This window comes from Sulfidibacter corallicola, assembly GCF_017498545.1.
GTDB lineage: Bacteria > Acidobacteriota > Holophagae > Acanthopleuribacterales > Acanthopleuribacteraceae > Sulfidibacter > Sulfidibacter corallicola.
The window spans coordinates 7378610-7394417 of record NZ_CP071793.1 but is presented as its reverse complement, the minus strand read 5'-3'; the positions used below and the strand labels follow the sequence as shown (position 1 = coordinate 7394417).

Annotated in this window: 9 protein-coding genes; 3 read left to right on the top strand and 6 right to left on the bottom strand. The window is 59.7% G+C overall.

What is annotated here, in order from left to right; all coding sequences use genetic code 11:
* Positions 1–483: 483 nt before the first annotated feature.
* The gene (locus J3U87_RS22770) at positions 484–4227 is read left to right on the top strand and encodes a thrombospondin type 3 repeat-containing protein (RefSeq protein WP_237378072.1); all 3744 of its coding nucleotides are present in this window, start codon (positions 484–486) and stop codon (positions 4225–4227) included.
* A 1406-nt stretch (positions 4228–5633) separates the two neighbouring features.
* On the opposite strand, the gene J3U87_RS22765 is transcribed toward J3U87_RS22770, so the two are convergent.
* Complete coding sequence (locus J3U87_RS22765) at positions 5634–6350, bottom strand: hypothetical protein (RefSeq protein ID WP_237378071.1); 717 nt, start codon at positions 6348–6350, stop codon at positions 5634–5636.
* 563 nt (positions 6351–6913) lie between these two features.
* Between J3U87_RS22765 and J3U87_RS22760 the strand changes: the two genes are divergently transcribed.
* On the top strand, positions 6914–7222 hold the full coding sequence (locus J3U87_RS22760; RefSeq protein ID WP_237378070.1) for a hypothetical protein: 309 nt from the start codon (positions 6914–6916) through the stop codon (positions 7220–7222).
* A gap of 63 nt (positions 7223–7285) precedes the next feature.
* Here the strand turns inward: J3U87_RS22760 and J3U87_RS22755 are convergent, their stop codons facing one another.
* From J3U87_RS22755 to J3U87_RS22735, 5 genes are all read right to left on the bottom strand, one after another.
* Positions 7286–8323 (bottom strand): hypothetical protein, encoded by a 1038-nt coding sequence (locus tag J3U87_RS22755; protein WP_237378069.1) that lies wholly within the window; start codon positions 8321–8323, stop codon positions 7286–7288.
* Positions 8324–8435: 112 nt separating this feature from the next.
* Positions 8436–8921 carry a type III secretion system chaperone gene (locus tag J3U87_RS22750; RefSeq protein ID WP_237378068.1) on the bottom strand — a complete coding sequence of 162 codons (486 nt, stop codon included), beginning with the start codon at positions 8919–8921 and terminating at the stop codon, positions 8436–8438.
* A 367-nt stretch (positions 8922–9288) separates the two neighbouring features.
* Complete coding sequence (locus J3U87_RS22745; protein WP_237378067.1) at positions 9289–11007, bottom strand: putative bifunctional diguanylate cyclase/phosphodiesterase; 1719 nt, start codon at positions 11005–11007, stop codon at positions 9289–9291.
* Positions 11000–12244, bottom strand: a complete 1245-nt coding sequence (locus J3U87_RS22740; protein WP_237384528.1) for a sensor histidine kinase — start codon at positions 12242–12244, stop codon at positions 11000–11002. The genes J3U87_RS22745 and J3U87_RS22740 overlap by 8 nt, the downstream gene beginning before the upstream one ends.
* A 413-nt stretch (positions 12245–12657) precedes the next feature.
* A complete protein-coding gene (locus J3U87_RS22735) occupies positions 12658–13959 on the bottom strand; it encodes a winged helix-turn-helix domain-containing protein (RefSeq protein WP_237378066.1) in 1302 nt (433 codons plus the stop codon).
* A gap of 191 nt (positions 13960–14150) precedes the next feature.
* Here J3U87_RS22735 and J3U87_RS22730 point away from each other — a divergent pair, with 191 nt between their 5' ends.
* The gene (locus J3U87_RS22730) at positions 14151–14951 is read left to right on the top strand and encodes a class I SAM-dependent methyltransferase (RefSeq protein ID WP_237378065.1); all 801 of its coding nucleotides are present in this window, start codon (positions 14151–14153) and stop codon (positions 14949–14951) included.
* The last annotated feature ends 857 nt before the right edge of the window (positions 14952–15808 follow it).

Here is a 15808-nt window from a genome sequence, read left to right as displayed (position 1 = left end):
GCGGTTGGCCGGAAGCGGATTCCGGCGGTAGGTTCGGGGTTCTTCCCCCCATCCATGCAACAGGCATCCAGGCCGCGCCGAAGCCCGAAAAAAAGGCACCGTCAACTCGCTCTTTTCCTCCGTCCTCTCCTCCTTTCCGAAGTTCCGGGCTTCCTGGTTTTTTGTCGACGGCAAGACCCATCACCCTCCGAAGACACCCGCTTGCCCAACACCCTGGACCCAAAACCGACCCCATCCTGCGCCACTGGAAAAAATCGGATGCGGTTCAGCGGAGACATACTAAAAACAGCCGTTGAAATTTCTCATGAAATTCGTCGTACTTTATTGGAATTATTAATGGTGCATGGCTTTACGCTTTGGTATAGTTCATAAAAACAAAAGAATCGAAAACATGGGGGCAGTATGTGGCGGGTCGTCGTTTCTACATCCATGATCTGGTTTTTGGTGGGCTCGTTGTGGGCACAGCGACCACTCGATGGCCCCGTGGAGATTCCGATTTTCCACCCCTTGCAGTTGGTCGATCGCGAAATTCAGGTCGCGAGCGACGGGGAAGGCAATACCATCGCCTTGTTTGCCGATCCGTCACCCAACCGCGATCTTGCCGCGGTGTTCTTCGACCCGAACCTCCAACAGGTATCGCGAATCAGTTCCATGACGATGGAAAGCCATACCACCCGCGTCCTGTTCTGGGACGACCGTTTCGTGATCGGCTCGGATATGGGCGGCGGCCTGGCGGGCGAGGGCACGATTTTTTTCCGTCACGTGGCCATCGACGGCACCGGATTGACGGATGAGTTCCATGCGAACCACCGACTGTTGGAACGCCACAAATGGCATCAAGCCTTCGAAATGAAACCCAATTTCGAACGGTCGCACTTCGCCGCCTTCTTCACGGGTGAAGACATCGGTGAGGACACGGAAATCAACGAATCGGAACTCAACGAGTGGCTGCTGTTTCTCGACGTGTTTCGCAATCCCAACGCAACGCCCGAGAGCCACGTGTTCAAACTGGTCCGACCCGTGAGTCACAATGATGAACCTGACTACGATCAGGAACTCCACCCCACGATGGCCTGGCGGACCGACGGCAACCTGTTACTGGCCTGGTTCGAACTCAACGAAGGAAACAGGATCCTCTATTGGGGGATCTATAACCGCGACACCCGAGAGTTCGACCATTTCCACACCCGCGACCTGGGCGAAAACCTCGGCAACGTTGGCAATGACTTTTGGGAACAAGAACTCCAAGCCTACGCAAACGAGGACGGTCAAACGGTATTGCTGTGGCAGGATGATCACAACCGCATCCGGGGCATGCGCCTGGACACGGAAGGCACACAAATCGGCTCGGATATCACCTATCTCGACGGCGAGTTCTCCTTCAGGCAGTTTCGTGCCGTCATGCGCGAGAACGGCGAATTGTTGTTGGTAGGCGAGGCGGGAGGGTCCGATATCCAGATCCGCCATTTCGCCGACAACGGCGATCCGCGTGGGCCCTGGCTCTCTCCGGCCACGGATGACATTGCGCGTACCGTGGACGTGACGCTCCTGGATAACGACTCCTTCCTGATTGCCTGGTCGGCGGGCCCCGGAATCCGGGGAAGTTCCGCATTTCTTCAGAGTTACGAGTTCACGTGCGCCACCATCGCCGCCCCCGACGCGCCCACCTCGATCTGTGAAGGCGACAACCTGACGATCACGCCCGAGGTGTTTGCGAACACACCGGTACCCACCTTTCAGTGGTTCCGCGACGACGTGGCGATCCCCGGTGCGACCTCGGCCACGCTGCAGATCAACGGCATCACCCTGGCCGAGGGCGGAACCTACGCCCTCGAGATTACCGACGGCCCCACCTGCACCGAACGCTTCACCATCACCGAACTGACCGTCGATCCCCTCGGCCAAGTTCCGACCGCGACCCTCGATACCCTCCAGACCACCTTCTGTGACGGCGATACGGTCAGCGTCGAGGCCACGTTCACCAACGAGGGATCCACGCCCAGACTGCAGTGGTTCCGCAACGGCATCGAACAATTCGATGCGGAGGATCAGAATCCCTTGGTGATCCTCGATCCGATCGACGGCATGCAGATTCACGCGGTGATCACCAACGGCTGCAATCCCGGTTCGCCCGGCACCTCCAACACCCTGGCCTTCACCCTGGCCGACGACGTGCCGGTCGACGTGGCGGTTTTCACCAACTCGTTCACGATCTGTGCGGGCGCCAACACCACCTTCACCGCCATTCCCGAGGCGCCCGTCACCAGCCCGACCTACCAATGGCAGGTCAACGGTATGGACGTGGGCACCGACAGCGATACGTTCATGACCTCGACCCTGGCCGACGGCGACGAAATCACGGTCATCCTGACGAGCGGCCAATGCCAGCCGCGCACCGCTCCGGTGCAAACCGTTCGCGTGGATCCCAGCGGCGCCCTCGACGCCACGATCGCCCTCGATGCGGAAACCTGTACCACGGAGTTTCGCTTCGAGTCGGATCTCGATAACGTGGGCCTTTTGACCACCTACCAGTGGCAGGTCAACGGTGCGGACTTCGAAGGCGCGACCGAGACGACCTTCAACCCCCAGACACTCCAGGAAGGCGACCTGGTGACCCTGATCGTCACCACCCCGTGCGGCACCAACAGCCCGTTCACCTCCAACGCGATCCTGATCTCGACCGCCGACGACGACAACGATTTGGCCATCGACACCTGCGACAACTGCCCCGGCCTCTTCAACCCCGGGCAGTCCGACATTGACGGCGACGGCGTCGGCGATGCCTGTAACGACGCCATCGACGCGGATGGCGACGACTGGTCCGACGCCATCGACAACTGCCCCAATACCTTCAACCCGGCGCAGAACGATTTGGATGGCGACGGTACCGGCGATGCCTGTAACGATGCGGTCGACAGCGACGGCGACGATTGGGCCGATGCCCTCGACAACTGCCCCAACACCCACAACCCCGGCCAAGCCGACGTGGACGGCGACAGTGTCGGTGACGCCTGTAATGACGCCCTCGACAGCGACGGCGACGACTGGGCCGATGCCCTCGACAACTGCCCCAACACACACAACGCCGGCCAGTCCGACGTAGACTTCGACGGCGTGGGTGACGCCTGTAACGACGCCCTCGACGCCGACGGCGACGACTGGGCCGATGCCGTGGACAACTGCCCCAACACGGCCAATCCAGGCCAGTCCGACGTGGACGGGGACGGTGTCGGCGACGCCTGCAACGACGCCCTCGACAGCGACGGCGACGAACATGCCGACGCCGTGGACAACTGCCCCAACACCCACAATCCCGGCCAGTCCGACGTGGACGGGGACGGCATGGGCGACGCCTGTAACGACGCCATCGACAGCGACGGCGACGACTGGGCCGATGCCCTCGACAATTGCCCCAACACCTTCAATCCCGGCCAATCGGACCTGGACCGCGATGGAACCGGCGACGCCTGTAACGGCGCCATCGACAGCGACGGTGACGGCTATGCCGATGCGGTGGACAATTGCCCCAATATCGCCAACCCGAGTCAGTCCGACCGAGATCTCGACGGCGTGGGTGACGCCTGTAACGACGCTGCCGACAGTGACGGCGACGAATACGCCGATGCCATCGACAACTGCCCCAACACCTTCAACCCCAGCCAGTCCGACGTGGACGCCGACGGCGTGGGCGATGCCTGTAACGACGCCATCGACAGTGACGGCGACGACCATGCAGATGGGGTCGACAACTGCCCCAACACCTTCAACCCCAGCCAGACCGATCTGGACGGCGACGGCGTGGGTGATGCCTGCAACGATGCCATCGACAGTGACGGCGACGACTACGCCGATGCCGTCGACAATTGCCCCAACACGCACAACCCCAGCCAGACCGATCTGGATCGGGACGGCATCGGCGACGTCTGTAACGACGCGGTCGATGCGGACGGAGACGACTATGCCGACGGCATCGACAACTGCCCCGCGGTCTTCAATCCCGGCCAGTCCGACATTGACGGCGACGGCGTCGGCGACGCCTGCAACGACGGCGTCGACAGCGACGGCGACGAGTGGGCCGATGCGCTGGACAACTGCCCCACGGTCTTCAATCCCGGCCAATGGGATGGGAACGGAAACGGGATCGGCTTCGCGTGCGAGATTATGCCGCGCGTCTCCCAGTGGCCGGCCCTGAGTCTGCTGGACATCCTGCGCACCGAATCGCCCTAGGTAGGGCCCATCCAGAACCGGAGCCCGGGTAACGACCCAAGCGGCCGGGCTGGATGGGCACGGCATCAGGCGTCAGGCAGGTTCAGCAGCGGCGGTGAGCCCACCGGATGAACCTGTCGAAGCGACCCATGCTCGGAGTTCCCGCATGTTTTGAGAGTCGGCGCGGCAGTAGGTTGGCCGGCCCGGCCGACGCGTCGAAGTAACGCATGTAACGGATCAGAGTTACGCCAAAGAGCAAAGCACACCCTTGCCCCGATCGCCATCCAGCGAAGCGATCTGCTGGCGGAATTTCCGCAGACAGAGAGACGTCGCGCCTGCTCAACCAATCGAAGTGACCTAACATGGATAGAAATCCATCATCGAGAGATCTAGAGACCCGATTTAGTTGCGTCCCTCTATGAACACTCGATATTGCGAACCCTGGGTGCTTCGATGTGGCTAACCGCCGCTGCCCGACCACCGCGACGACGATTCTCTCGCGACGCGGGGACTGGGGACCGCGCGGCTTCGGTGCCGGGCCACGAGCGACACGCCTCGCTTCGCTCCTCGGCGTGATCGATTGTCGTTGCCTGCGTTGCTTCGATTGGTGGAGCAGGCTGCTCCACCTACTGGCCTCTTGGCTCTCTCGCGATGCGGGGACTGGGGACCGCGCGACTTCGGTGCAGGGCCACGAGGGGCACGTCTCGCTTCGCTCCTCGGCGTGATCGATTGTCGTTGCCTGCGTTGCTTCGATTGGTGGAGCAAGCTGCTCCACCTACTGGCCTCTTGCCTCTCTCGCGACGCGGGGACTGGGGACCGCGCGACTTCGGTGCCGGGCCACGAGCGACACGTCTCGCTTCGCTCCTCGCCGTGATCGATTGTCGTTTCCTGCGTTGCTTCGACTGGTGGAGCAGGCTGCTCCACCTACAGGCCCCTTGGCTCTCTCGCGACGCGGGAACTGGGGACCGCGCGACTTCGATGCCGGGCCACGAGCGACACGTCTCGCTTCGCTCCTCGCCGTGATCGATTGTCGTTGCCTGCGTTGCTTCGATTGGTGGAGCAGGCTGCTCCACCTACAGGCCCCTTGGCTCTCTCGCGACGCGGGGACTGGGGACCGCGCGACTTCGGTGCCGGGCCACGAGGGACACGTCTCGCTTCGCTCTTTTCCTACGCGACATTGCGAAGCCCAGGCCGCTTCGAAGTGTCGGCCGGGCCGGCATACCGCCCGTGACCAACCTAAATGCTTTACGCCCCTTACGCGCGTGCGGGCTCTCCGAGTTGGCGCGCTTCGCGTTGTATCTTTCCCGAAATCTAGCTGGGTGTCCCTAAATGACGCCTAAATGACGAAGTCCTGTTTCGATCGACGAGCACGAGAACCGGCCCGACCCGCGCGAACGCGAATCGGGCCGGAGCCAAGGGTCAGCGGATCACCGCAGTTGGTTTTGAATCATGCCGCCCCGCAAGTCGACGACGATTTCGTTGAAGCTTTGCGTGGTGATCGATTCGGCGAGGTCGAATCTTTGGTGGAAATACCAGTCCCAGGGCGTGGGCACCGGAGGCGTGCCGCACCATTTCTGGTTGCCAGGACAATGACAGGGACGGCGCTCCACGTGAAAGTCGATGATCGACCGGCAACAGTCGGGATCGTATTCCGGACACAGCGCCACGAGACACCAGATCGGAATCACGCGCAGGCGATAGGTCCACTCGCCCACGACGATCAGGTCGGCGGCGAGGCCACCGTCGACCTCGTTGGTGCCGCCGTATAGCGTCACGCTCAGGTCGTTCTTTTTGGCGAAGTCACTCCAGAAACCCGGCTTGTCGGCACCATCATGCCATTCGACGCCGAACGAGCCCGCTTTGGCCACCAGGACGGCGCCGGTGCCAGGCCCCTCGGCAAAGATTTCCAGCTCGGGTTCTTTGGGATCACCGTGGTTGACGTAGTGGAATTGGATGTAGGAGTTTTTGTCTTTGAAGGTCGTGGTGTAGATGGCCTCTTGACGCAAAGCCGATTCACGCAATTCGGGATTGGCGACCAAACGCGTTTTCTCCTGGGCCGCCAGCGGTGTGATGGCGACCGTGAGCAGGAGAATGGAAGAGATCCAAAGGCGTTTTGCGAACGTGGAAGGGTGGAACAGTTTCATGTTCACGCTCCTCATATATGATTTTGGGCGCACCGCGACCCTCGGTCCCATCGAACGGAACCCAATGGAGGCGGGACATGGCGTAGCGGTTCGCCTAGGGGTGCCCATCCAGATACGGAAAATCACCGGCGGGGCCATAGAGCCCGCGGAAGGTGCACGTCGGGTTGCAGGTGGCGAGCTTCGGGACCACCTGTCGACATAGGGATCTGGTAGAACCTGGCTCCTACGGCCGCAACGACCGATGCCACATCGCGCGGTCTTCACGACGGTCCATGAAAGCCATCGCGAAGAACCCGCGGTTCTGGAGGGGAACCATCTAGCGGGTATGTGGCGTCAACCCCTCCCCCGTTGCGCGGAAAAGCACGATTCTCCGAAAGCGTGATCTGGAAACGAGCATTTTCGCCCCCGCAAACCGGGCCGAAAGCCCGCTGCCGGCTTGCGCCATCGCCGCCGTAACGCGAATGGGGATCCCATTTCGACAGGAACGAAGACATTCAGTAACCACAATATTTCAATCAGCTTACAGAAACGAAAAACAAACTCCGTTTCCTCCGGGAGCACTCTTGAAACAAAGTGGTGCATTCAACCTGAGCTGGGTTTTGCCGTCGCCAAATCTCGATCAGGAAGGCAGGAATGATCGAACCCAGGAAACGCAGGACCCTGATGTGCCACCAAGTGCCGATCCATTCCTGCTTTCCGATGTTCATGGGTTCGCGCCCATCCAGAAACGACAAGGTCACGACAGCCGAGTCGGTTTACCTGGACGGGCACGACATCGGGGAATCAACCTATTTGAAAACGACGGAGTTAACTCCGTTTTCTACAAGATTTTCTTGGTGAAAACCCGCAACCGCCACCGACCGGGACGGTGAACTGCCTTTTCGGCGCACGAATGGATTCACCCGGCCCGAGTTCGCTCGAGGACAGGTCAACCCCTACTTTTTTTGCTTCTCGAAGTAATCGCCAATCGCCTCCATAAAGGTCATGTGACGATAGTCATCGGTATCTCGCAAAATATCACCCGCAAAGTTATCGTCGACAGGTTGATAGGAGCTTGTGGTGTCCGGGTTACCCAGCATGGCCTTGGCTTCTTCACGAGAATGAACCTTTGTAAAATCACCTTCCTCCGCGCCTTCGATATAAACACCCGGATCTTCGGGAAGGGGTTTGTCGAACCGTTCACCGGCACGCGATCCATGGCCTCCGTTGGTCACCGTGATATTCGAGACGTTCTCGATTCGGGGCGAGAAAAAGAAGGGAGCCCGGTTCGTTTCACTAAATTGCACTCTGGCCTGCTTGACATCGGGATGGATGACGAGGTTGTGGTCATTGCTCGGACCGGGAACCGGATCGCGACCATCGAACGTCACGTTGTCGCTGTACTTGACGGCATCATGGGTAAAGTTTCCGCCGCTGACGCCACCACGGCTGAAGCCGATGATGTCAATCGCCGTCGAACGATCGATTTGTTTGGCTTCGCTCAATTCGTTCAGCAACTCGGCGGCCATTTTCGTGTTCTGTTCCATGCCTCCTTGACCCCTTCCGGTAATATTTCCGTGGGCGTAGTGTCCGTATCTCAACATGTCACATTCTTGGCCATAGCCTTGAACGTTGCCATTATCCCGGAACGCACCCGGGCCATCCACCAACACATGTAACGTATGACCATCTTTGCTTTTGAATACGGCGAGGTGATCGGTTTCCTTAATCATGTCGCCATAATCCGTGTTACTTGTATTCATGGACTGTCGCGCGGTCATGTTGGTACCTCCAAAGAGCACTTCCACTCTTTTGATCGGTGGTCCCTTGGGTGTATTTTCGACGCCGATCGATTTGCCATCGTCAAAAGCGAGTTTGGCAGTTTTCGGCACGGCGCTCTGGGCTATATTTTTAATGTAATCCGGACTTTGGATACCTCTATCCATGCGTTGCTTCACGTTCAAAGCCGCACGCGCAGGTAAATTACTGAACATGGTTAAATCTCCTTATAGTAATGAAGTGGATGTTTGCGAGATGGGCGCCGACGAGCTCTCCGTTGAGAGACGAAATTCGTTCCAAGCCGTTCCAGCCCGACAAGCGTTTGGGTCAAACCCTTTCCCAAGAGTGAGGAACCGCTGGGTCAGGGCAGGCGCTCTTCTCTGTTTTTCGATCCGTGGCCCGAGGTTCCGACTGGGCAATTTTTTGTTGCCATTCATGGGCGATATTGACGAATTCATACAGGCTGCTTCTGAAGGTGGAAAGGTCCTGAACACTGCCGAACGGTAGGCGTTTCATCAAGGCCAATTCGCCCTTGACACCATCCAGCGAGAGCGTGGCTTCTCCGGTTTGAAGCCATAAAAAGTTACCCTCCAACGCACTTTTGTAAATATGTGTACAGTCCACACCTTCAGGTATTTCATAGTAGGAGAAGTACAGTATGCCTTCGTGCTGTAGATCGAGTTGAATACCCACGGACAATTTTTCATTGAATTGCAGGTAAACGGCACCGTATTGGTCGGGGATAAGCGCATCGATCCCGAGAGACTGGCAATATTCGTCGAGGAGATTCTGATATTGAGAGGGAAGCTCCATGGTGATCCTCCGGATAGTTATATTAAAATGCTTGTTATGTGAGTTGGTCGTGGTTCACGGAAACGGAAAACAGCCCACCGGGGAAGTTCTCGAATATGGATAATCTTAGAATCGGAAACACAGTAAGTCTGTTTGCGATTTGTACTAATCTGTAAAAACTTGTCATGGCGCATGTCAGTATGCGCCTGTCCCACCAGAAATGGGTTTCTGGGTACCGATCGGCCGCCATCCCGTGGAAGCCCCAAAAGGGAACGCCGCCAGCAGAAACGCCGGCACCGAAAGCACCGACAACGGCGCCAGGCTCACCGCCAATCGACGGCACCCGATAATTTTCGCTAGGGCATATCCCAGCCGCGAACCGAACGCCTCAATTCGGGGTGGCCTGCCCGTTGAACTGGGCCGTGAACATCAGCAGGTCGCTCTGCTCCCGAGGTCGCGCCATGAAGAAACCCTGGACCAGATTGCAGCCGTGAGACGTGAGGAACGCGAGCTGCTCTTCGGATTCGACGCCTTCCGCCAACACCTCGAGCCCGACGTTGTGGGCCAAGGCGATGATGGACTTGGCGATCGCCGGATCGGCCAGACCCGGGCCGTCGTCCGCGCTGACGAAGCAGCGGTCGATCTTGAGGCGCTGCACCGGCAGGTCCCTGAGGTATCGGAGCGAGGAGAATCCCGTCCCGAAATCGTCGATGGTCAAATGCACGCCTCGGTGCACCAACTCGCCCAGGCGATGTCCGTGGGTCTTGGTCGATTCGAGAAACACGTGTTCCGTAAGCTCCAATTCGAGCAGGTCCGCCGGAAGCCCGGTCTCATCCAAGATACGCGTCACGTCGGCGATGAAGTCCTCGCAACGGAGCTGAACCGGCGATACGTTCACGGCAATTCGCAAATCGAGAAGGCCTCGATCGTACCAGAGACGCGCCACCCGGCAGGCATGCTCGAGCACCCAGCGGCCCAACGCGATGATCAGGCCGGTCTTCTCGGCGACCGGGATAAATTGGGCGGGCTCGATCTGTCCCAATTCGGGATGAAACCACCGCACGAGGGCCTCGGCGCCGCAGATGCGTTGGCGGGTCATGTCGAACTGGGGTTGGAAGTGGACCTTCAACTGCTCGTGCCGCAGGGCTTCGCGAAGTTGACGTTCGATCTCCAATTCGTGATCCAGACGGTCCTGCAACGCCTGGGAATAAAATCGAAAGGTGCCGCGACAGTGATGCTTGGCCTCGTACAGGGCCATGTCCGCGTGCTGCATCAACTCCACGGGGGACCTGCCGTTCATCGGGTAGAGCGAAATCCCCAAGCTGCCCGAAATCTCCATTTCCGCAGCGGCCAGGGTGATGGGAATCGTCAAGGCGTCGAGCACCTTGCGCGCGATCAGCGCCACGTCGTCGCGCGACCGGATCTGGTCGATCAACATCGTGAACTCGTCGCCGCCGATGCGCGCCACCAGATCGTTGGCGCGGGTCACGTCCAGGAGCCGCCGCGCCACCGTCTTCAACAGCAAGTCACCCACGTGGTGACCCAGACTGTCGTTGATTTCCTTGAACCGGTCGAGGTCGATGAAGAACACGGCGAACTGGGTCTGGTTGCGTTCCGCTCGCGCCATGGCCCGAACCAGCTCGTCCTCGAAATAACTGCGATTGGCCAATCCCGTCAGTCCGTCGAGCTTGGCTAGACTCGCCAATCGTCGTTTACATCGGCTGCGCTCCAGGGCGTGGCGGATGGTGCGTTCCACCAGCATGGGCGTCATTTCTTCCTTGGGCAGGAAGTCCGCCGCGCCCAATTCGATGACCTGATCGTCCAAATCCTGATCCTTGGCACCGGTCATCACCACGATCGGTTTCTCGAGCTTCGCGTTGCGTGCGTGGGTCAGCAGGTCGACGGCGGTCGCCTCACCCAAAAAGAAATCGATCAGGCACACATCGTATTCGTCGGCCAACATCGCCTCGGCGGCGTGCTCGAAGTCCATGACGAACTCCACCGAAAAGCGGGACCGGCTCGCGCGTTTCAATTGAGAAGATAACAAGCGGTAATCCTGGCGATCGTCCTCGACGATCAGGAGGCGGATCCGTTCGGAACTAATCATGACTCTCATTCCCATGGTGGCGCGGCAGCTCGACAAAAAATTGGGCGCCTTCACCCGGCTTTGCTTCGGCCCAAATGCGGCCGTGATGACGCTGTACGATCTTGCGGCACATGGCCAACCCCATGCCGATGCCCTCGTACCGGTCCCGCCCGTGAAGGCGACGAAACACTTCGAATATTTTCTCGGCATGCCGTTCTTCGAAACCGATGCCGTTGTCCGCCAATTCCAAGAGCAGTGTTTCCCCGTTCGCCCGAACCCTGCCCTCGATTCGAGGTTGGGTATCGGGTTTTCCGTACTTGATCGCGTTCTTGATCAGGTGTTCCAGCAACTGCCGGATTTGCGCCGGATCCACTTCCAACTCCACGTCGCCCACATCCCATTCGATATGGGCCCTGGATTCGGAAATCAGGATATCGAGATCGTCGTGTACCTCTTCGATGAGCAGGGCGAGCCGTGTCCGTTGAAACGGCGCCCCCCGAGTGGTAATGCGGCTGTAGCGCAACAAGCCGTCGAGCAACCGGTTCATGCGTTCGGCCGCACCGACCATGTAACCCAGATACTCGCGTTGTTCACCATCGGATAGGTCGAAGCGGTCACGAGACATCAGCAGATCGCCGAAAGCGCGTATTTTCCGTAGCGGCTCCCGCAAATCGTGCGAGGCCACGAAGGCGAAGCTCTCCATTTCGCGGCCCACGCTCTCCAAGTCCTGCCGGGTACGCTTCAAGTTCGTCTCGCAACGGCGGTGCTCGGCGACCGCCCGTTCGACCGTCACCCGGGCCTTTCTACTTTCCCGAAACCGAGCCTCCTGATGTGTTTCGAGTTCGCTTCGAACCTGCACGAGCTGCCGTTCCAACGCCTGGCAGCGCTCGGTTTCCCGAACCATGCGCGACTCCCAGAAACTCGATTCGGACTGGTATTGGCGAAGCACCAACCAGGTCGCGACGGCACTCGCCGCGAAGGACACCGCGGCGATCGATTTGAGCAGCCCTTCCAGATGGTAGTGGCCGTGCCACACATTCCAAATCGCCGCGAGATGGGCGACGGCACACAAAAAGAGACTGCAGACCAGCAACAGGAAGGCCTTCCGGGAAATCGCATCGCGTCGTTTTCGGATCAGAGCCGAGAGAACCAGGGGGAAAGAGAGGAAAGACAAGGTCATCAAGGCATCCGCGCCCACCATCAGGGCCAGCAGATCGTCGCGCCACAAATAGCATTGCCCGCGCGGCATGAACTCCACACCCAAATTGTGCCTCCTGACCCGTGTCGTCGCCGTGACCGGCCACAACGCCCCGCTCGGTATGGGTGATCGGTACGCCATCATGCCGATGGCTTCGCGACCTTGGAAAAAATCCCAATCAAAAATTTAAAAGCACTCTTCGTCTACATTATAGATTTACTTAAAAAATAAAATCACTCAATGCACGAACAAATAAGAAAAATATTTGTAAATACATCCTTACGCCACATATTCCGAAATATAAGTGAAGGTTATCCAGAAATAAAATACACCCACAGTCACTGAACCCACGAAATACTGCCCAAAATGACGCTAGCGCCAATAATTGGCGTCACTCCGTGAGGCTGGGATCGCCCTTCTATCGAAGTAGGCAGCGATCCACCGAATTTTCGCCGAAACGCATACTCGGGCAATCAGGATCGACGGTAACCGGTGTGAAGCCGTTGAAGGATTCCCGCGTAACGGCGATCCGAGCGCAGGGCCGTGGCCCGCGGATCGGCGGCGAGGTAGCAGAGGTTCCAATCGCGCCGGGCGACGGCCCGATCAAGAATGGCGTAGGCGCGATCCAATTCGCCCAATTGTCCGTGGAGGATCGCGGTTTGGAAGGCCATGCCGGTGGATTGGGCGAGCACCTCCACCAAGTGTCGCCGAACCGCGGTCATGCCGCCCGCCTGGTGCGCATCGGCCAGAATGTTGACCGTCTCGAACGGTAGACCCCAACCGACCAGGGCTTTTTGCAGGTGGTCCAGCGCGCGGGCCTCGTCACCACCCACATCGCAGTGGTGAAACATGATCCATTGGGCCGAGGCATCACTGGGGTCGATGTGTTCCAACAGTCGGCGAAGTTGGCGATCGGCTTCGTCGCGGGCGCCGGCGAAGTACAGGGCGAGACCTTTCTGGAGGTTGGTCGTGGGCGAGAGCGGATCCAGGGCCAGTGCCTCCTCGATGATGGCCAGTGCCTCCTCGAACCGGCAGCAGGCCAGCATGAAGGCCGCGTGCCATCCGACCGCGGAAAGCTCGTTCGCCCCCATTTCCCGTGCCCGCGCGAAGGTTCGCTCGGCGGCCGGGTAGTCCCAATGAACCAGAAAACGGGCGATCGCCTCGGCGACCACGGTTTCCACCGCATCCGGTGCACATGCCCGCGCGCGTTCCAGGGCCAGGTCGACCGCTTCGGCGACGGCACGCCCATCGCCCGTCAAGCCGGCATCCCAGACCAAGGCCTCGACCAGTCCCGCATGACCCAGGTGGCATTCGGGGTCCAGGTCCACGGCCTGCTGGAAGTACTGGCGTGCCAAGCCGCGGCTTCGGTCGGTCAGGCGATTCAAATGAAAGCGACCCTGTTGGTAGGCCTGAACCGCGCCGGGATGCGCGGTGCGATGGTCCCGATCAGGCCGGACCCGCGGGTCCTGAACCGGCGCGGTGAAGCGGTAGCCCTTGCGTGGCACGGTCTGAACGAACCGGGGGTTGGCGGCGGTATCGCCCAATGCCTGGCGCAGCTTGTTAATCGCGGTATTCAAATTGTCGTTGTAGGAAACGTGCGTTTCCGGCCACAGCGCCGCGGCGATTTCGTCGCGCGTGATCAGGGTGCCCGGTCGCGAGAGCAGGAGATTCAGCAAGGCCGCCGGTTTTTCCTGCAGCGGAACCTCGCGCCCATTCCGTTCCAAGCGGCCGCTTTCGGTATCGAAGCCAAACAGGCCAAATCGAAGTTCAGGCAAGGTTCCCTCTACAACAGATCGATGATTCCCAGGCGCGATGCGCCGGATTAGATTATCGCTCAACCCGGTATAAAACCAAAAGGTTGACCGTTTAGAACCATTTTAGCGGCAATTTCCCGAGATGCTGGCCAATCCCGCCGTAAGATGAATCGATTCCTGGATCCGACCTCGGATTCCCCTTGGAGGTAGCATTGCAACGCATTCACTTCTTCGAAATCGCCGACCTTTCGTGGTGCCCGCAACTGGTGCGCGACGGCATCACCGACACCCTGCAATTCATCGCCAACGCCAGCAACGGGTTCGCGCCCATCGTGCCGCGCATGGCCGCGGCCCTCGAGCGCTGCGGCGCGACACGCATTCTGGATCTGGGATCGGGGGCCGGCGGCGGCTGGCTGAGTCTGATTCGGGAGTTCGACAAACAGGGGCTGGCGGATGTGCGGGTTTGGTTGTCCGACCTGTATCCCAACCGCAAGGCCTTCGCCTACATGGAGAAAGAATCGTCGGGGCGCATCGCGTACATCGATCATCCCGTCGATGCCGCCAAAGTGGACCGCAGCCGGCAAGGCTTTCGCACCATGTTCAACGGCTTCCACCACTTCCGACCCGACGCGGCCGCGGCGGTGCTGCGCGACAGCGTGCACCACCAGCAGGGCATCGCCATCGTGGACGGCGATCCGAACCGGTTCCTCGGTATCCTCTTCATCGTCTGTTTCATGCCGATGCTGCTCCTGGCCATGCCGTTCGTGAAACCGTTTCGTTGGCGGCGCCTGTTTTTCACCTATGTGATCCCCTTGATTCCCCTGGCGATCCTATTCGACGGCGTGGTGTCGATCCTGCGCGTCTACAACCCGGACGAGCTGTGGGCGTTGGTCGAAACGGTTCCGGGCCACGAAAGCTACGACTGGGAGATCGGGATCCAGGCCATCCCCAAGTCTCCCCTGGGCATGACCTACCTGATCGGAACCCCGAAGCGCGACGAAACCCGAGAATGACGGCAGCGCGGGGGCTCAGCGCCCTCGGAGCGGATGCTCAGGCCACCGGCACACCGACCACTGGGCTTCGGGTCGGAACCGAATCGACGCGAATCGCTCGGGAGCTCCCGCATTTGCGAGGGAGGCGTCGCCCCGGCAGGTGCCGAGCCCGTCCCGGACCCGAGCCGACGCTTCGAAGAAACCAATCTCAAAGTCCCCGCATCGTGAGAGGGGCGTAACGCCTGTAGGTTGGCCCGCCGGGCCGACACGTCGACGCGACCCGAGCAACGGCGGTGATTGACACCAAAGAGCGGAGCCGATTTTCTCCCATATCGAACACCAGCAAGGTCGCAATGTCCAACGTCCCCGCATCGCGAGAGGGGCGTAACGTCTGTAGGTTGGCCCGCTGGGCCGACACGTCGACGCGACCCGAGCAACGGCGGTGATTGACACCAAAGAGCGGAGCCGATTTTCTCCCATATCGAACACCAGCAGGGTCGCAAAGTCCAACGTTCCCGCATCGCGAGAGGGGCGTAACGCCTGTAGGTTGGCCCGCTGGGCCGACACGTCGACGCGACCCGAGCAACGGCGGTGATTGACACCCAAGAGCGGAGCCGATTTTCTCCCATATCGAACACCAGCAAGGTCGCAATGTCCAACGTCCCCGCATCGCGAGAGGGGCCAATTCCTGATGTCGCCAAGGGGTCAATTCTAAATGTCGCTTGACACAGCTTGCCTTTCCAGCCCTGCTCCACCAATCGAAGCGACCTAATCCAAACCGATATCGATCATCGAGAGATCTAGAGGCCCGACTAATCTGCTTCGCCCTAAGATCACTCGATCTTGCGAAGCCTGGGTACATCGAAGGGGCTAACCGC